The sequence below is a fragment of the Ignavibacteriota bacterium genome, from assembly GCA_016713565.1.
Classification (GTDB): Bacteria; Bacteroidota; Ignavibacteria; order Ignavibacteriales; family Melioribacteraceae.
The window spans coordinates 55363-73907 of the sequence record JADJOX010000003.1 but is presented as its reverse complement, the minus strand read 5'-3'; the positions used below and the strand labels follow the sequence as shown (position 1 = coordinate 73907).

17 protein-coding genes and 5 pseudogenes are annotated in these 18545 nt (G+C 29.5%); 19 read left to right on the top strand and 3 right to left on the bottom strand.

Annotated features, from left to right (window positions below; genetic code table 11):
* Positions 1-79 precede the first annotated feature (79 nt).
* The 3 genes from IPK06_03155 to IPK06_03145 all read left to right on the top strand — a co-directional run bounded on the left by IPK06_03155 (position 80) and on the right by IPK06_03145 (position 6628).
* Complete coding sequence (locus tag IPK06_03155; GenBank protein ID MBK7979008.1) at positions 80-2971, top strand: hypothetical protein; 2892 nt, start codon at positions 80-82, stop codon at positions 2969-2971.
* A gap of 41 nt (positions 2972-3012) precedes the next feature.
* Entirely contained in the window at positions 3013-3573 is a 561-nt protein-coding gene (locus IPK06_03150; GenBank protein ID MBK7979007.1) for a DinB family protein, read from the top strand.
* A 211-nt stretch (positions 3574-3784) separates the two neighbouring features.
* Complete coding sequence (locus IPK06_03145; GenBank protein ID MBK7979006.1) at positions 3785-6628, top strand: beta-galactosidase; 2844 nt, start codon at positions 3785-3787, stop codon at positions 6626-6628.
* A 171-nt stretch (positions 6629-6799) separates the two neighbouring features.
* On the opposite strand, the gene IPK06_03140 is transcribed toward IPK06_03145, so the two are convergent.
* Positions 6800-7162: a metallophosphoesterase gene (locus IPK06_03140; protein MBK7979005.1), complete on the bottom strand. Its 363-nt coding sequence runs from the start codon at positions 7160-7162 to the stop codon at positions 6800-6802.
* An 8-nt stretch (positions 7163-7170) separates the two neighbouring features.
* Positions 7171-7485, bottom strand: a complete 315-nt coding sequence (locus tag IPK06_03135) for a hypothetical protein (protein MBK7979004.1) — start codon at positions 7483-7485, stop codon at positions 7171-7173.
* A gap of 382 nt (positions 7486-7867) precedes the next feature.
* Here IPK06_03135 and IPK06_03130 point away from each other — a divergent pair.
* The 16 genes and pseudogenes from IPK06_03130 to IPK06_03055 all read left to right on the top strand — a co-directional run bounded on the left by IPK06_03130 (position 7868) and on the right by IPK06_03055 (position 17824).
* Positions 7868-8768 (top strand): annotated as a pseudogene (locus IPK06_03130) (hypothetical protein).
* A 123-nt stretch (positions 8769-8891) separates the two neighbouring features.
* Positions 8892-9659: pseudogene (locus tag IPK06_03125) on the top strand (glycosyltransferase family protein).
* Positions 9649-9918, top strand: coding sequence for a hypothetical protein (locus IPK06_03120; protein ID MBK7979003.1), 270 nt, complete (start codon positions 9649-9651; stop codon positions 9916-9918). The pseudogene IPK06_03125 and the gene IPK06_03120 overlap by 11 nt, the downstream one beginning before the upstream one ends.
* A gap of 157 nt (positions 9919-10075) precedes the next feature.
* Positions 10076-10210, top strand: coding sequence for a hypothetical protein (locus IPK06_03115; GenBank protein ID MBK7979002.1), 135 nt, complete (start codon positions 10076-10078; stop codon positions 10208-10210).
* Positions 10211-10294: 84 nt separating this feature from the next.
* Positions 10295-10489: a hypothetical protein gene (locus IPK06_03110; GenBank protein ID MBK7979001.1), complete on the top strand. Its 195-nt coding sequence runs from the start codon at positions 10295-10297 to the stop codon at positions 10487-10489.
* A gap of 355 nt (positions 10490-10844) precedes the next feature.
* Positions 10845-11036 (top strand): hypothetical protein, encoded by a 192-nt coding sequence (locus tag IPK06_03105; GenBank protein ID MBK7979000.1) that lies wholly within the window; start codon positions 10845-10847, stop codon positions 11034-11036.
* A gap of 70 nt (positions 11037-11106) precedes the next feature.
* Complete coding sequence (locus IPK06_03100; protein ID MBK7978999.1) at positions 11107-11424, top strand: hypothetical protein; 318 nt, start codon at positions 11107-11109, stop codon at positions 11422-11424.
* A pseudogene (locus tag IPK06_03095) lies at positions 11402-12729 on the top strand (aminotransferase class III-fold pyridoxal phosphate-dependent enzyme). The gene IPK06_03100 and the pseudogene IPK06_03095 overlap by 23 nt, the downstream one beginning before the upstream one ends.
* Positions 12729-13523, top strand: a pseudogene (locus IPK06_03090) (SDR family oxidoreductase). Before IPK06_03095 ends, IPK06_03090 begins: the two co-directional pseudogenes overlap by 1 nt.
* Positions 13524-13536: 13 nt before the next feature.
* Positions 13537-14028: an HAD-IIIA family hydrolase gene (locus IPK06_03085; GenBank protein ID MBK7978998.1), complete on the top strand. Its 492-nt coding sequence runs from the start codon at positions 13537-13539 to the stop codon at positions 14026-14028.
* Between the two features lie 20 nt (positions 14029-14048).
* Positions 14049-14948, top strand: coding sequence for an N-acetylneuraminate synthase family protein (locus IPK06_03080; protein MBK7978997.1), 900 nt, complete (start codon positions 14049-14051; stop codon positions 14946-14948).
* Between the two features lie 3 nt (positions 14949-14951).
* Positions 14952-15742, top strand: a pseudogene (locus IPK06_03075) (sterol desaturase family protein).
* 125 nt (positions 15743-15867) lie between these two features.
* Positions 15868-16077 (top strand): hypothetical protein, encoded by a 210-nt coding sequence (locus tag IPK06_03070; GenBank protein ID MBK7978996.1) that lies wholly within the window; start codon positions 15868-15870, stop codon positions 16075-16077.
* Between the two features lie 87 nt (positions 16078-16164).
* A complete protein-coding gene (locus IPK06_03065; protein MBK7978995.1) occupies positions 16165-17043 on the top strand; it encodes a 1-acyl-sn-glycerol-3-phosphate acyltransferase in 879 nt (292 codons plus the stop codon).
* Between the two features lie 14 nt (positions 17044-17057).
* Positions 17058-17558 carry a GNAT family N-acetyltransferase gene (locus IPK06_03060; protein ID MBK7978994.1) on the top strand — a complete coding sequence of 167 codons (501 nt, stop codon included), beginning with the start codon at positions 17058-17060 and terminating at the stop codon, positions 17556-17558.
* Positions 17559-17611: 53 nt separating this feature from the next.
* Entirely contained in the window at positions 17612-17824 is a 213-nt protein-coding gene (locus IPK06_03055; GenBank protein ID MBK7978993.1) for a hypothetical protein, read from the top strand.
* A 1-nt stretch (position 17825) separates the two neighbouring features.
* Here the strand turns inward: IPK06_03055 and IPK06_03050 are convergent, their stop codons facing one another.
* On the bottom strand, positions 17826-18134 hold the full coding sequence (locus IPK06_03050) for a hypothetical protein (protein ID MBK7978992.1): 309 nt from the start codon (positions 18132-18134) through the stop codon (positions 17826-17828).
* Between the last annotated feature and the right edge of the window lie 411 nt (positions 18135-18545).

The following is an 18545-nucleotide window of genomic DNA, read 5'->3' as shown; positions in this document are numbered from 1 at the left end:
TATCTTCTGTTTTGCGGGGAATATAGTTATCCAAAATAATGAGGTTAAAAAAGAGGTGATCTTTGGAAATTCAAAGATTATGCTTACACTAGATTACAATGCTAAATGTAAAATTTCACAACTTGAAATTAACAGCCAAAATCTAATTTCAGGTTCATCTGGTATGTTTTCTGAAATAAGAACATTAAAAAATTCTTTCTCAACAATAAATCTTCTTTCTGCTCCAAAAGTTACTGTAGCAAACAATAATGTATTTGTTAAAGGAATTAGATATGGTGATATTGAAAATAAAATTATTGAAAATTGGGAGTTTATTATTACAGAAAAAAATGTGGTATTGAATATTGAAAGAGAAATCGAAAATGATATATTAGCTGAAGAAGTTTCTTTTCTTGTAATTAACTTTAATGATATAAAAACGTGGAACGCGGCATTTCTTGGTAACGGCGGCGTCGCTTGGTTTTATCTTTTCAATGAAAAACTTTGTACTTACGGTGTTCATACGGATCTTTCGGTATTTTGGAATCGCGACAACAACACAGTTCTAAAAATAAATTCTACCTCAGAAGGAAAACAAACAGCCGTAAAATTCTCTCGTAGTAATGACGATAAGTTGGTTTATTCAATTTCGGTTTCTGATGATGAACTTAAACCAAGATACGACGCTGACACAAAAAGAAGAAGATTTATAAGACAAAAAACAGACGTGTGGGAACCGTTTATTTTGAAGGCAGGTAAATATAAACAAACAATTACGCTTGCACCTTCAAATTATTCTGATGAATACAATAGAGGTAATTTTAGTGGAATTGACGGCGAAAAAATCACAAGTTTATTAAATACAGTTGCAAGAATCGGTGTTATTGATTCAAAACATTTCGGCGCAAATAGCTGGCATACACCATATGGACCAATTTGCCTGCATGAGCAGTATATTGGTCAATTGGGAATTGCGATAAATGATCCGAACTACATAAACGGTTATAAAGAATGTTTGGATTTTTACAGAGATAACGCGGTCAAACCTGATGGTAGAGTTTTTTCTCGTTGGGCATACGATAACAGCGATATGATGCCGGGAGAAGTTACGCCTTTAGGGTTTTATGAAGCTCAGTGGGGATATTTGTTTGATTCAAATACGGATCTCACAACAAATGTGTGTGAATTATATAATTTGTGCGGAGATATTGATTGGGTAAGAACGCATAAAAATAGCTGTGAGAAAACGTTAGAATATTTGCTGAAAAGAGATTCGAATAATAACAATCTTGTTGAAATGATGTCTGATTTTTATTATGAAAAGAAAAGCTCGGATTGGATAGATATTATGTGGGCATCATTCGAAAATGCATTTGTCAACGCTAAATTATATCGTGCGTTAACTTTGTGGTCTAGTGTAGAAAGGCAGCTTGGCGATAATGAAAGAGCATTATATTATGCGGATTATGCTGAAAAGCTTAAAAAAAGTTTTAACAAATCAATTGATGACGGTGGATTTTGGGACAGTAAAAATAAATGGTATGTTCACTGGAGAGATAAAGATAATTCAATTCATGGAAATAATCTTGTAACTCCTGTTAATTTTATGGCAATAGCTTACGGCATTTGTGAATATAATTCGAGGCGCAACGCAATACTTAATAAAATTGAATTGCAGATGAAGACGGAGAATTTATTCTTCTGGCCAATTTGCATGTATCCGTATCAAAGCGACGAAGGTTTAGATTATCAATTTCCATTTCCTAATTATGAAAATGGCGATTTGTTCCTTTCTTGGGGAGGAGTTGGAGTTGAAAGCTACGCGTCAGTTAATCCTGAACTCGCGCTGAATTATGTTGAAAATATTTTAAAGCAGTATGATAAAGACGGACTTGCCTTTCAAAGATATTCCAGAATTAGTCAACAAGGCGCAGGCGATGATATTCTTGCGGGAAACGCGCTTGCTTTGGTTGGACTATACAAATCTATATTCGGCATTAATCCGCTATATAACCGACTTTATATAAATCCAAATCTTCCCGAAAAGTTATCTGGAACCGAATTGATTTATAATTACAGAAATGATAAGCTAAAAATCGGACTTTCAACAAACAGCTATTCTATTTCCAATAATCAATTTAAAATAACTTCTGAAAAGGATTTTGGATTTTTTTCTACAAGTAAAGAATTATTTTATTTCAACTCAAGTAGTGATGATTATTTGATTATGGCTAAACCTGATGCTGAAACAAATTTGTCATTAGATATTTTAAAATGCGGGTCAAATGAAATTAATTGGAATCAGGTATTAACAGAAAATCATAAATCGGTTTATTATACCATAAACAATTTAGAAAAGAACAGTAATTACACAATAACAATTAATGATAAAGAAATATTAAAGTTAAATTCAAAAAATGATGGAATAATAAAATTCAATTATAAGTTTACGTGTAAAGTTAGCAACATAAAAATTACCGGTAAATTTCGAAATGATTTGAAAGTTAATAGTAATACTTCAGTTAAAAACATATTTAACGCTGAATACAGTTCCGAGTATTCAAAGTATGATGCCGGCGGAAAAGACGGATTGTTTGATGGATTAAGAGGTTCCGTAAATTTTAATGACGGAGCTTGGCAGGGATTTGAAGGCGAAGATATGGATGTAACTTTTGAATTGAAAAATCAGTTAGGCATTAAAAAAATTTCAGCTGGTTTTCTTGAAAATACAAGTGATTGGATTTATTTACCGGTTTTATTTGAAGTTTATTCATCTTTGGATGGTAAAGAATTTCGTAAAATCGGTGAATTAAATAGGGAAGAGATAAAAGAATTTCCGGAAGATGAAATTAAATATATTTCACTTTCATTTAAGAATGTTGAGGCAAAGTATATAAAAATAATAGCGAAAAACATAAATTCATACCATGAAAATGAACAATTACCAAAAGGTAAAGAATGGATATTTTGCGATGAAGTTTTGATTGAATAAAATTAACAATATTTTAAAAATTAATTTTATCATTTCATAAAGTGAAAAGGTCAATTCTTATGGAAGCACAGAAAAACCAAAAAGAAATTCTTGACTTTTTTAATCAAGGATTAAGTTTACTTGAAGAAAATTTGTGCGGATTAACTGAGAATGAATTAAACTATATTCCTTCAAATGGCGGCTGGACAATTAGACAAATTGTGCATCATATTGCCGACGGTGATGATTTGTGGAAAACGGCAATAAAGATGGCATTGGGAAATGAAGAAGCCGAATTTTGTCTCAATTGGTACCAAACATTGTCGCAAATTGAATGGGGAAAAAAATGGAATTATGAAAAACGTTCAATTACAAAATCATTAAATTTATTTAAGGCAAATCGCGAACTCATTAAAGAATTATTGGAATATGCGCCAAACTCATGGAAAAGAAAAATAAAATTTCTTGAGAGAGATGGAAAAATTGAAGTTTTACCAATTGGTTTTATAGTAGAAATGCAAGCTGAACATGCTATTCATCATATAAACAGGATTATTGCTATTAGAAAAGAAATTACTAATAAACTGGCTAATAATTCAACTCAAAGTCATCTTAATAATTAATTTCTAAAAATTTATTTCACATATATATTTTAAATAATTATGGTTATAGATTACTTTGCCGTATCACTTCCAAATATTCAAATATTGGAGGAAGATTTAAATAAACTTAACCGACTTCATTGCAAATATTTAATCGCATTTTTAATATAATTTTGCACTAGAATTGACCGAATCAATATTTTTATAATAAGCGAATTATAAGGAATAAAAAATGAAACAATTTATTACTCTAATTTATTCTGCAATAATTTTTATTACCGCTTGCAGCAATGAAGAACCCATGTACATTGATTTGTCAGGTAAATGGAATTTTCAAATTGATTCTATGGATGTTGGAGTACAAGAGAAATGGTTCTCGCAAAATTTTGATGAAACGGTTGACCTTCCCGGTTCTATGGCTATAAACGGAAAAGGCAATAATATTTCATTAAATACAAAATGGACCGGCGATATTGTTGATTCATCATTTTTTAAACTTCCGCGATATGAAAAATTCAGAAATCCAAATAACTTTAAAGTTCCATTTTGGCTGCAGCCTAAAAAACATTACCAAGGTGTGGCTTGGTACAAACGTGAATTCCTTATTCCCGAAAATTGGACAAATCAGCAAATAGAAATATTTTTAGAACGATGCCATTGGCAGTCAACTGTTTGGATTGACAATACTTTACTTGGCACTGAAAATTCATTGAGCACTCCACACAAATTTCATATAAATAATATTTCATCGGGAAAGCATTTTATAACTGTACGTATAGATAACAGAATAAATGATGTTAATCCCGGGAAAAACTCGCACAGCGTTTCAGATCATACTCAATCAAACTGGAATGGAATAATCGGCGAAATGTTAATAATCCAAAAAAGTAACGTTAATATTGATGAAATTAAAATTATTCCGAATTACGCTAATAAAAAAATTAAGATAGAAACAGTATTACAAAATGAAACTAATAAATCTGTAACCGGAAGTCTAGGATATTCAATTAAAAACGTAAATGAAGATCAACAAGGAAAATTACTTAAAAATATTAAACTGAATTTTACCGCAAAAACCGGAACGGATACCATAAATACAGAAATTAATTATTCCAATTTTCTTTCACCTTGGGATGAATTTAATCCAAATGTTTATGAACTATCTGCGGAATTAATAGGTGATAATTTTTATGACTTTAAAAATGAAAATTTTGGTTTACGAAATCTAAAAGTAAATGGGACTCAATTTAGTATTAATGGAAACTTAACATTTTTACGCGGAACTTTAGAATGCACGATATTTCCCAAAACCGGATTTCCTCCTGCAGATGAAGAAGAGTGGAAGAGAATATTAAGAATCGCAAAAAGTTTTGGACTTAATCATATAAGATTCCATTCTTGGTGTCCTCCGGAAGCGGCGTTTAACGCGGCTGACAAAATAGGAATGTATTTACAAATTGAATGCGCGTCTTGGGCAAATCAAGGTGTAACCATTGGCGACGGTAAACAAATTGATAATTATATCTATAGAGAAAGTAAAAGAATAATAAAGGAATACGGAAATCATCCTTCGTTTTGTTTTCTATTATACGGCAATGAACCGGCAGGAGAACATCAGGAAGAATATTTAACAAAACTGGTTTCATTTTGGAAACAATTTGATAATAGGAGATTATATGCAGGAGCTTCCGGATGGCCTGAATTAGAAGCAAATGATTTTATCAGTACACCAGATCCAAGAATACAAGCATGGGGAGTTGGTTTAAATAGTATTATAAATTCTGAACCGCCTCGTTCGGATTTTAACTGGGATAAAATAATTCAATCAAAACGTAAACCGGTAATTAGTCATGAAATTGGGCAATGGTGTGTTTATCCTAATTTCAAAGAGATGAAAAAATATGATGGCGTTCTATATCCAAAAAACTTTGAAATATTTAAATCATTTTTAGACGATAATAAAATTTCAGATTTAGCGGATGATTTTTTATTTGCTTCGGGAAAATTGCAGACACTTTGCTACAAAGCTGATATAGAAGCGGCTTTACGTACAAAAAATATGAGCGGATTTCAATTGTTGGATCTTCATGATTTCCCGGGACAAGGTACAGCTTTAGTTGGAGTTCTTGATCCTTTCTGGGATGAAAAGGGATACGTTACCGCTGAAGAATATAGTCAATTCTGCAATTCAACTGTTCCATTGGCAAAATTCTCAAAATTCATTTTTTCTTCAGATGAAATTTTAAATATTCCTATTGAAGCGGCTCATTTCGGTTCGGCACCACTAGAGAAAATTACGCCAACTTGGAAAATTCTGGATTCAAAAAATAATGTAATAGCAAATGGAGAATTGAATGAATTAAATATTCCAATTGGAAACGGAATCAGCGCAGGGAATATCATTCAATCTTTAAGTTCTTTGATTTCACCCGCAATGTATAAGCTTGAAGTTAATATTGATAAATATAAGAACTCATGGGATTTTTGGGTTTATCCGAAATCTAATCCGATTAAAACAGATGAAGAAATAAAAATTGCTCAAGAAGTAAATGAAGAAATTTTGAAATATATTGAGAATGGCGGCAAAGTTATAATATGTCCCGAAAAAGGAACTGTTCGGAATGATAAAGGTGGAGACATTGCCGTTGGATTTTCAAGTATTTTTTGGAATACGGCATGGACGAATAATCAACCTCCGCATACTTTGGGAATTTTATGTGATCCTAAACATCCGTTGTTAAAAGAATTTCCAACACAATCTTATAGCAATTATCAATGGTGGGATGCTATGAGTCATTCAAATGCGATTTTATTAAACGAGTTAGGAGATAGTATTAAACCTGTTGTAAGAATTATTGATGACTGGTTTACTGCCAGATCTTTAGGACTTATAATTGAATCAAAAGTTGGGAATGGGGAAATTATACTTACCGGCATTGACTTACTTACTGATATAGATAATAGACTTGAAGCAAAACAATTATTAAAGAGTATGTTAAATTATATGAAAAGTGATTCTTTTGAGCCTATGCAGGAAATTAAACCTGCTAAATTATTAAGTTTATTTAAAAAATAATGTATTGGATAATTAAGTACAATTTATCGTAAATAAATTTACTTTTCATTAAAAAATATTATTAAGCTTTAAAAAAAATTTGGGCCGAACTCATTAGCGGAAATTTGTGTTAAAATTCCCGCATCTTGTATCCTCACATTAAAAGTAAATTTTATTAGTAGTATAGTAAACTTATATAAAAGATTCTTGTAAATCAAATAATAATTTCTTTGAATTTATTTCCATTTTATCGGTTTCTATATAGTTTAAATAAAATGAAGTATCCTCATTATCAATTGATCCTCCGGCATTAAATATTTTTATACCAAATCGGGAATAACATTTATTTTCATGGCTATGACCGTGAAGAATTAAATCCACATTATTATCAGAAAATAATTTTAAGAGTTTTTTGTTCCCTCTCAATTTTAGAGTATAACCTTCAATTTTATTCCATATATCATTGTTTGAACTTTTAGCTTCAAAGTTATTCTTGTAAAAATGATGGTGTGATAAAATAATTTTTTTTTGGTCTTGAATTCTTTTGTCGTTCAATATGTAATTTAAATTTTTAAATTCAGATTTTTGACTTTTCCATTAGATGCAAAGGGGTTTTTAAGAATTGAATAAATGTCGTTGGTGTTAATTCCTATAAGAACTAAATTATCAAGTATTTTAACGAATGGAAAAACGCTTTTATCTTCCGGGAACATACAATCAACAAATAATTCTTCAAATATATTTATAAAGTGTAAGACTTGGTTCTCATAATTTGTAGATCTACATCTTTCGGGAAAATTTATTAAATCTCTAACTGAATAAACACCTCCAAAGATATCATGGTTTCCAACAATAACTGTTGTTTTTTTGGAATCCAATAAATTAAAATCTTTTAAGATATCTCGAAAAATTATGAAGCTTTTATCATCAGCATCATGCGCAATATCACCTGTAATAATTAGGTGATCAAAACCGTCAATTATAGCTTTGAAATAGCGTTTACTGTTTTAGCAATATTGTTTTTATAATAAATTGGATTAATGTGAAGATCGGATATGTGTAAAATTTTCATGTTTATAAAAAGTTTTTACGAAATTTACTTCACAAATGTTAATATACTTTGAAGTTAATGTTAACCAATTATTAACAAACAGACAATTTCTTCCAATTTCTTAATCATTTCTTAACTTCAAAGTAATGATTCAATAATAAATGCATTCTAAATTTGCCTCAAATAAAATAAACTCCTAGTTGGTTAGAATGAGTAAAAAAGCATTATTTATATGCGGCTCAATGAATCAAACAACCATGATGCACAAAATATCGAAGCATCTGCTGGGGTTTGATTCATTTTTTACGCCTTTATTATGACGATGGAATTATAGGTTATTTAGCGAGCAAAGGATTATTGGAATTTACGATTTTAGGAAATAAAGCGAGAACCAAAACCGAAAATTATCTTATTAGTAATAAATTAAATATTGATCCTGAAAAAAGAAATAATGAATATGATCTGGTGTTTACTTGTTCCGACTTGATTATACCAAATAATATAAGATTCAATAAAATTATTTTAATTCAGGAAGGAATGACAGATCCTGAAAATTTTATGTATTATTTAGTAAAATATTTGGGATTGCCGCGTTTTTTGGCAAGTACTTCAACAACAGGGCTTTCGGATGCGTATAGATTGTTTTTTGTTGCATCAGAAGGTTATAAGAAATTGTTTATTAAAAAAGGAGTTAATCCAGAAAAAATTGTTGTAACAGGAATCCCTAATTTTGATAATACAATTGAATTCATAAAAAATGATTTTCCGCATAAGAATTTTGTTTTAGTTGCGACTTCAGACTCTCGTGAAACATTTAAATATGAAAATCGTAAGAAATTTATAAATAAAGCACTAGAAATAGCTAACGGACGGAAACTCATTTTTAAACTTCATCCAAACGAAAATTTTAAACGTGCAATTAATGAAATAAAAAAATACGCACCATATGCTTTAGTTTATACTGATGAAAATATAAATCATATGATTGCAAATTGTGATGTATTAATAACAAAATATTCTACTGTTGTATACATTGGAATTGCGTTAGGAAAAGAAGTCTATTCATATTTTAATATTGACCAATTAAAAGAATTGTCCCCAATTCAAAATAATGGCACTTCAGCCGAATTGATAGCTTTTAAAATCTCTTCAATATCATTTTGTCCCAATTTATGGTTGAAAACAGTACAGCAAATTAGAAAGATCATAACATGTTAAAGATTGTAACATGTAATACAAGCAAGAACAGGATCGACCAGGCTGCCTAATAAAATATTATTTAATGCGGCTGGCAAAGCGTTACTTTTGCACATTGTTGAAAGAATAAAAAAAGCAAAAAATTCCGGAAGAGTTGTTGTAGCAACAACTTTGACAATGAAGATGATATAATAGAAAATTATGTGAAGATAATAATATTGAAATATATAGAGGACACCCAACTGACTTGCTGGATAGACACTATAGAGCCTTTAAAATATGATGCGGATATTGTAATTAAAATTCCTTCAGATTGTCCTTTAATCGATCCTCATATTATTGATAATGTAGTATCGTTTTTTTTAGAAAATATTGATTCGTTTGACTTTGTAAGTAATTTAAGACCTCCGACTTACCTGATGGAAATGACGTTGAAGTTATGAGTATGGATACATTAAGATATATCTGGAAAGAAGCAAAAAAGACTACGAACGTGAACATACAACCCCATTTATTTGGTCGCATCCTGAAATTTTTGAGATTGGAAATGTTACATGGAATACCGGATTTTATTTTTCAAAAAGTCATAGATGGACATTAGACTATGAAGAAGATTATACATTTATAAGAATGATTTACGAAGAACTTTATCATTCAAATCCGAATTTCGGTCTATATGATATTTTAAACCTAATTGAGAATAAACCTTACCTTAGCAGAATAAATAGCAAACACGTTGGGAAATTCTGGTATAATGATAATATAGTTATTGCCCCAAAATTAAGGTTGGAATATGGACAATAAAAAAATAAATGAAATAAACATTTCAGCAAAAAATGTTAGAGAACATATTATTACTATAAGTAATAAAGGCGGAGCATTTATTGGATCTGCTTTATCTTGTACGGATTTAATTATAAGTCTATATAAAAATTTTCTGAATGTAAATAAAGATAATTATCAAACAAAAGATAGAGATTATTTTTTCTTATCAAAAGGTCATGCTGTTCACTCGTTATATGGTGTTCTAGTTGAATTAGGTTTGCTCGAAAAGAAAGACTAAAAAATCATTTACAAGCAAATGATAATATTTATTGGCATCCAAATTCTAAATTCCTGGTATTGATTTTCATTCAGGGTCGCTCGGCCATTCTTTATCAATAGCCGTTTGAGTAGCGGTTGATATTAAATTAGAAGGAAGTAAAAATAAAGTAGCAGTATTGCTGGGAGACGGTGAATTAAATGAAGGCTCAATTTGGGAATCTTTATTAATTGCGAATGCTTATAAATTAGATAATCTACTTATTATTATTGATCGTAATCAAATCAAGCAAATTTACATACCGAAGAATTAATTCCATTAAATCCTCTAAATCTAAAATTTGAATCCTTTGGATGTTCAGTTAAACAAATTGATGGTCATAATTTTATTGATTTGAATGACACACTTAAAAAGTTTTCCATTTGAAAAAAATCGTCCTTCTGTAATAATTGCGGACACAATAAGAGGAAAAGGAATAAAAAGTATTGAGAATAAAATTAATAAATGGTTTGTAGAAAATAATGATTTCGAGATGATAGAATATATAAATGAGTTAAATATAACATCTGAATATGAATTTGAAATTATATAAGTAATTAAAATGAACTACGAAGAAAAATTATTTGAACTTACTCATAAAAATAAAAATATAATAGTTTTGACCGCAGAAAACAGAGCTTCAATAAGAAATCTGCAAATATAATTCCAAATAAATTTATTGACATAGGAATTTGTGAACAATCTTTAGTTGGAGTTTCAGCAGGACTTGCGTTAAGAGGAAAGTTCCAATTGTACATGCTATAGCAGCATTTTTAACAATGAGATCATTTGAATTTATAAGAACTGATATTGGTTATCCAATTAAACGTAAAACTTATTGGTAATTTTGCCGGCTTTCTTTCTGAAGGAAATGGACCAACGCATCAAGCAATTGAAGATATTTCTCTATGAGAACCATTCCAAATATTAACATTTTTTGTCCCGCTGATATTGAAGATTTAATTAAAGGTCTTTCCACAATTGTTAATTATAATAGTCCATTTTACATAAGATATAATGATCTAAAACCAATAGTTGAACATGAAGAATTTGCGCTCGGAAAAGCCGAGGTTTTGGAGAAGGCAATGAAATTGGTCTAATTGTTTATGGAACTTTGTTTAATGAATACAAGTCTAAAGAAATTCTTGAAGCTGAAGGAATTTCCACAAGATTATAAATTTAAGAACCCTAAAACCAATTGACGAATTAGAAATAATTAATACAATAACTATTTGTAAAACAATTGTTTCTATTGAAGATCACTATCACATTGGTGGACTTAATTCAATATTATCTGAGATTATTGTAAAAGAAAAAATTATAACTGATTATTTGCCAATTAATTTGCAAAACAAATTCTTTAAACCGGCAAAATTTAGGAACATTTTATCTCATGAAGGATTTACCGCCAATCAACTAGTTAATACTATTAAAAAACATTTATATAAAAAGGAAAAAAATATTGATGTCCAATGGAGTAATGTTTAATAATAATTATCCATCAATTATAAAATCTGATGAATATTATGATAGAGCGGTTAACTTAATTCCTTCAGTAACTCAAACACTTGCTAAAGGACCCACTCAATATGTAAAAGGTGTTGCCCCAAAATATTTAGTAAAAGGGCAAGGCTCACATGTTTGGGATGTTGATGGTAATGAGTATATAGATTACAATATGGGAATTAGCCAATTTCATTAGGATACAATTATAAAAAAATAAATGATGCTATTTCAACACAGCTAAATGATGGAATTACATTTTCATTAATGCATCCGTTGGAAGTTGAAGTAGCCGAATTAATTAATGAAATTATTCCAAACGCGGAAATGGTAAGATTCAGTAAAACCGGTGCCGATGTAACGAGTGCGGCAGTAAGATTAGCGCGTGCTTATACCGGGAAAGATAAAATATTAGTTTGTGGCTACCATGGCTGGCATGATTGGTATTCAAATATTCTTCCTCCGAAAAAAGGAATTCCTAAAGTAATTAGTGAATTAACTCATACGTTTAATTATAATGATATTGAGTCGTTGAATAAGTCTATTGATTTAAATACCGCAGCAGTAATACTTGAACCTGTTGTGTTCGAAGAGCCAAAAGAAAATTTTTTACTTCAAGTTTCTGAGTTATGCAGAGAAAAAAATGTTATACTGATTTTGACGAAATGTGGACTGGATTTGAATGTCTCTTGGTGGCGCGCAAGAATATTTTAATATTTCACCAGATTTGCTACTTATTCAAAAGCAATTGCTAATGGAATGCCAATATCAGTCCTAACGAAGAAAAGAAATTATGCGCTTGCTGAAAATGATATTTTCTTCTATACTACTTTTGGTGGTGAAGCATTATCACTTGCGGCTGCAAAAGCAACAATTGAGGAAATAAAAAATAAAGATGTTATTAATTATTTGTACTGCCAAGGTAAAAAAATCAAAGTTGGTTTCAATGCATTATGTGAATTATATGATTTGGATTTCATCAAAACAGTTGGTTACAATTGGCGTTCTATGGTTAGTATAAATAGCACACTTATTAAACCGCTAATTATCAAATCTTTTATTCAGCAGGAAATGATTAAAAGAGGAATTTTATGGTCGGGATTCCACAATATGTCCTATTCGCATACAGATGATGATATAAACTATACGCTTAATGTTTATGAAACAGTTTTGAAATTATTGAAAAATGTAATTATCAATAATGATATTGAAAACAAACTTTTAGGTGAACCCGTAAAAGCAGTATTCAGAAAAACAGATAATTTTAACGTAAAACCGGTTTCAAACTAATGGAACTATTTTCTTTGCAAAATAAAGTTGCTATTGTAACTGGAGCCTTGGGATTATTAGGTAAAAATCATTGCGAAGCTTTATCTGAAGCTGGCGCAAATGTAATTGTTACTGATATAGATGAAGTAAAATGTAAATTATTTGCTGAAAATAACTAATAAATCAGATGGATTTAATATTGATGTAACAAAAAAAGAATCCATTGAGAATTTGCTGGAAAAAGTTCTATCAAAATTTAATAAAGTTGATATATTGATAAATAATGCGGCAATAAATGATATGGTTGAAAATCCAAAAATATTTTAGATGATTCAAAATTTGAGAATTATTCTTAAGAAAATTGGAAAGCGTCCATTGATGTTAATCTAACCGGCACATTTCTTTGTTCTAAAATAATTGGCCGACAAATGGTTAAGCAAAATAATGGAAACATTATAAATATTGCATCTACTTATGGTATTGTATCTCCAAATCAAAATTTATACAAAGATATAAATGGGAATCAATTATTTTATAAACCTCCGCATATTCTGTGACAAAAGTGCGGTTATTCATTTACAAAATATTTGGCCACTTATTGGGCTGATAAAAATATTAGAGTTAATTGTTTGTCTCGCGGGTTGAGAATAATCAAAGTGAAGATTTCATAAATGAATATTCTAAAAAGAACACCGTTAGGCAGAATGGCTAATTCCAATGAATATAAAGGCGCAATAATATTTTTGGCAAGTGAAGCTTCTAAATATATGACCGGAGCTAATTTAATCGTTGACGGCGGTTGGACAATTTGGTAAAAAGGAAAAAAACATGAATGAATTAAGTGAAAAACTAGTAAAAATTAAATTATTGTTAACGGATGTTGATGGTGTTTTAACAGATACGGGAGTTTATTATTCTGTATCTGGCGAAGAATTAAAAAGATTTAGTCTTAGAGATGGAATGGGAGTACAACGACTAAGGGAACTTGTAAAAGTAAAGGTTGGAATTGTTACAAGAGAAAAATCTTTGCTAGTTAGAAAACGAGCAGATAAATTAGATCTTGATGAAATCCACCTGGGTTCTAAAAACAAATTAAAAGTACTAAAAAATATTTGTATTGAAAGGAATTTGGAATACAGTCAGGTTGCGTATATCGGAGACGACGTTAATGATCTGGAAATTATTGAAGCGGTTGGTGTTTCTGCTTGTCCAGCCGATGCAATGAAAGATGTAAAAGAAAAAGTAGATATTATATTGGAAACTAACGGTGGACATGGCGCATTTAGAGAATTTGCAGAAATTATTATTGAAGAAAATTAAAAAATAAAGAAGAGGATTAAATGAATAAATCAAATTTAATTCGTGTTGGAAATAAATTTATTGGTGATGGTCAACCGGTTTATATTATTGCTGAGATTGGAATAAACCATAATGGTTCATTGGAAAATGCTAAAAAATTAATAGATGGAGCTGTATTTGCAGGATGTGATGCGGTAAAATTTCAAAAACGTACACCTGAAATTTGTGTCCCAGAAGATCAATGGTATATTGAGCGAGATACTCCTTGGGGAAGAATGTCTTATATTGAATACCGCCGTAAAGTTGAATTTGGCTTTAGCGAATATGAAATTATTGATCAATACTGCAAAGAAAAAAATATACATTGGTTTGCATCTGCTTGGGATGTTGAAGCGGTGAAATTTTTAGAAGATTTTAATCCTATTGTTTATAAAATTTCTTCAGCGTCTTTAACCGATTCAGAACTTCTTCTAAATATTAAAATTGCAGAAAAACCAATTATGATCTCAACTGGAATGTCATCTCAAGAAGAAATTGATAAAGCAGTTGAATTATTAAGCGATACAAAACTAATGATTGCGCAGTCTACGTCAAATTATCCGTGCAGTTTAAATGAATTGAATATAAATGTAATAGATAGTTATAAAAAGAGGTATCCAAAAATTCCTATTGGATATTCCGGTCATGAAACAGGTTTAGCGCCAACTTATGCTGCAGTGGCAAAAGGTGCAACATTTATTGAACGACATATAACACTTGATCGTGCATCTTGGGGAAGTGATCAAGCGGCATCTGTAGAAATTATGGGAATGTACAGACTGGTAAAAGATATTAGAGATATTGAAAAAGCACTTGGCGATGGAATTAAAAAAGTTTATGACAGCGAAAAAAAATCTATGTCGAAATTAAGAAAGAATATTTCTGAAACTTTGTACGCGTAATTAATGAATTTAATTTTCTTACAATTTATTTCATTTATAGTTCTTTCACTTTTTGCAATTGGTATTATTATCTTAGAAAGAGTTTTTCCGTATAATAGTAACCAACAATTTTTAAGAAGTGGATTTTGGACTGACTTAATATTCTATAATTTATTTCAAACATTTTTCTTGGAATACTAATTTCTTATTTAATACAATTTATTGATAATTCCACTCAAATATCAAGATTAAAAATTATTTCAAATTGGCCCATATTTTTGCAAATATTATTCTTTGTTATTTCTCATGATTTATACATTTATTGGTTTCACAAACTTCAACACAAAAATAAATATTTATGGCGTCTACATGAAGCGCATCATTCGTCTAAAGAAGTAGATTGGCTTTCCGGAGTTAGATCACACAGTATCGAAATTATAATCAATCAAACAATTGAATTCCTTCCAATTGTGCTGCTTGGAGCTGCACCGGAAGTTGCCGTTTTAAAAGGATTAATTAGCGGGATTTGGGGAATGTATATTCATTCTAACATTGACGTAAATTCCGGAATTTTTCAATACATAATTAATGGACCTGAAATGCATAGACTGCACCATTCTATTGGTAAAGGAAGAAATAATAACTTTTCCACTAAAATAGCAGTTTGGGATTGGGTCTTTGGAACATCATATTTCCCTAAAAATGAAAAAGCAATTGAATATGGATTGAAAACATTTTTTCCGAAAAATTACTTTAAGCAATTTTTATTCGCATTTAGGAAATACAAAAAAAAAAGAAGATTAAAAAATAATTAGAGAATGAAATGCAAGTTAATTGGATTTATTTATTAATAGCCGGATTCTTGGAAATCGGATGGGTTATAAGCTTAAAAAAACCGAAGGTTTTACCAAAGTAATTCCAATAATATTTTACGCGCTTTTTGGATTTTTCGCTGCATATTTTTTTCAAACGCTTTAAAACAATTCCAATTGGAATAGCTTACTCTATATGGATGGGAATTGCAGTAATTGGAACAACAATTGCCGAAAGTTTAGTTTTCAATTCGACAATAAATATTACTAAAATATGCTTTGTTACTTTGATTTTAGTTGGCGCTATAGGTCTAAAATTATCATCAAATATGGAATAATGAAATGAATAAACTTGATCTAAACTTAGTAGTATCAAAATACTATTCTAATTATTCAAATTTATCCGATTGGAAAAAAAGATTTTAATGAAAATAGTTAATAAAGTAATTCATCTTGATGATATCAATAAAATTTTAGAAGCAAACAATGAGATTTATGGAGTAGATTTCATTGATAATTTATTTGAATATCTAAATTTTTCATTTAATGTTTCAAATAAAGATATTAGAAAAATCCCTTCTGAAGGAAGATTAATTGTTGTGGCTAATCATCCTATTGGAAGCTTAGACGGATTGGCATTACTAAAAATGATATCGGAAATTAGAGAAGACGTTAAGATTATTGCGAATTCAATTTTGTATGAAATTGAAAATTTAAGGGACTTATTTCTTCCCTTTAATTTGGATTCAAAGTTAATTCAAAGAGATAATATAAAAGCAATTGATATAGCGCTGCAAAATGAACAAGCAATTATAATTTTTCCGGCTGCCGAAGTATCAAGATTGAAATTCTATCATATTTCGGATTCAAAATGGCACAAAGGCGCGATTCATTTTGCCAAGAAAAACAATTCTCCAATTTTACCAATTTATATTGAAGCTAAAAACTCGCCACTTTTTTATTCGGCTTCGGCTTTAAACAAATATTTATCTAGATTTTTTTTAGTACATGAATTATTTAATAAAAAAAATAAAACAATTACAATAAAAATTGGGAATCCAATTCCCGCAAAAGTTTTTACTTCACATATTATTGAGGATCAAGCACAAATTGCATTATTAAAGAAACATGTAATGCGAATTAGGAATAATAAGAAAGGTGTATTTATAACTGAAAAAAATATAATTCATCCAATCTCGAGAAAATTTATAAAACGAGAATTAATAAATTCTGAATTGATAGGTGAAACATCAGACAGAAAAAAAATATATTTATGTAATATTCAAAGGCTCCCAACACATTAAACGAAATTGCAAGATTGCGTGAAATAACTTTTAGAAAAGTTGGAGAAGGCACTGGCAATAAATTAGATATTGATAGATTTGATAAAATTTACAAACACATAGTTGTTTGGGATGAAAATGATTTGGAAATAGTTGGTTCCTACAGATTAGGTGTAGGAAGTGAATTAATTAAAGAGTTTGGTATAAACGGATTTTATACTTCAACTCTTTTTAATTATTCGGATGAATTTATTAGTACTTATTTAAATAATAGTTTAGAATTAGGAAGAAGTTTTATTCAGAAAAAATATTGGAAGACAAATGCACTTCATTATTTATGGCAGGGGATTGGCGCATTTTTATATAAACATCCTGAAATAAAATATATGTTCGGAGGAGTTAGTATAAGTAAAAATTATAATCAAACAGCATCAGAATTGATTGTCTATTATTTTTCAAAATGGTACGGAAATTCTAATAAATCCGTTATACCCAATAAAGAATTCATTATTTCCGAAAAAATAACTCAAATTTAATTTTAGAATTTAATGGAAATTCACCAAATGATGATTATAAAATTCTTAAGAATTTGTTAAAGCCATTTGGCTTAACTGTACCAACCTTATATAAACAATATACTGATTTGTGCGAAAAAGACGGAGTTGAATTTTTATGCTTTGGAGTTGATGATTCGTTTGAAATGGGTATAGATGGTTTTATTATGATTGACGTTGAGAAAATTAAAGATGAGAAAAGGATACGATATATAGATATTCATTCCGGTGAACAAGCTGTTGCTTAAATTATTCTTTGTTATCGGTTAGACCAAGTTTTATTAAATAATCTTCAAGTTCTTTAATTAAACTAAAACTTTTGGCTTTAATCTCATTGAAAGTTTTTGAATAAAGCTCGCTTTTCGAATTGTCCCAATTTAATAATCGTTGATTATAATTTCGGAATGGTTCTTTTTCGAATCTTTGCGGTTTCGAGTCCTCTAAATATTGCAAAGTACTTCTTGCCTTTAGTTCAGAGTAGTCCCATGTCAATTCATAAAGAGTGAATAAAATCTTTTTAGCATTTTGCCAATCTTCTTTACTTAACTCTTTTTTCATAATTAAATATTCTATTTAAGGTTATGAATGACTTTTTTTGTTAATTCACTAATTGGAAATAAAACTGAACCGATAAAAGAAAAGTAAATATCGTTAATATCAAAGGTTAGTGTAGATGACAAATTTGTATAATAAGCGAAAAACTTGAATGTTATTATACATGAAAAAAGTTGAAAAACCAATTAAACTTATTTTAATAATTTCATATTTGTTAAAATAAAATTTATCTAAAAAAATATATTATATAGATTGTAATAATGAATCTTTCCTAATTCGAAACGTATTATTCCTCCAGTTTACTTCTGAATTTAAAAATGGTATAAACCACAACAAGCCTATAATTAAATCTTTAATTGGAATAAACAATAGTTGATAAAATTTAATGTCTGAATTGATTATCCTTAAAATGGA

What these genes read in the sequence shown, in the direction of transcription:
- IPK06_03155 (MBK7979008.1), top strand. Translation starts at nt 80, where the DNA reads ATGCTTACACTAGATTACAATGCTAAATGTAAAATTTCACAACTTGAA.
- IPK06_03145 (MBK7979006.1), top strand. Translation starts at nt 3,785, where the DNA reads ATGAAACAATTTATTACTCTAATTTATTCTGCAATAATTTTTATTACC.
- IPK06_03120 (MBK7979003.1), top strand. Translation starts at nt 9,649, where the DNA reads ATGGACAATAAAAAAATAAATGAAATAAACATTTCAGCAAAAAATGTT.
- IPK06_03110 (MBK7979001.1), top strand. Translation starts at nt 10,295, where the DNA reads ATGACACACTTAAAAAGTTTTCCATTTGAAAAAAATCGTCCTTCTGTA.
- IPK06_03105 (MBK7979000.1), top strand. Translation starts at nt 10,845, where the DNA reads ATGAGAACCATTCCAAATATTAACATTTTTTGTCCCGCTGATATTGAA.
- IPK06_03085 (MBK7978998.1), top strand. Translation starts at nt 13,537, where the DNA reads ATGAATGAATTAAGTGAAAAACTAGTAAAAATTAAATTATTGTTAACG.
- IPK06_03080 (MBK7978997.1), top strand. Translation starts at nt 14,049, where the DNA reads ATGAATAAATCAAATTTAATTCGTGTTGGAAATAAATTTATTGGTGAT.
- IPK06_03065 (MBK7978995.1), top strand. Translation starts at nt 16,165, where the DNA reads ATGAAAATAGTTAATAAAGTAATTCATCTTGATGATATCAATAAAATT.
- IPK06_03050 (MBK7978992.1), bottom strand. Translation starts at nt 18,134, where the DNA reads ATGAAAAAAGAGTTAAGTAAAGAAGATTGGCAAAATGCTAAAAAGATT.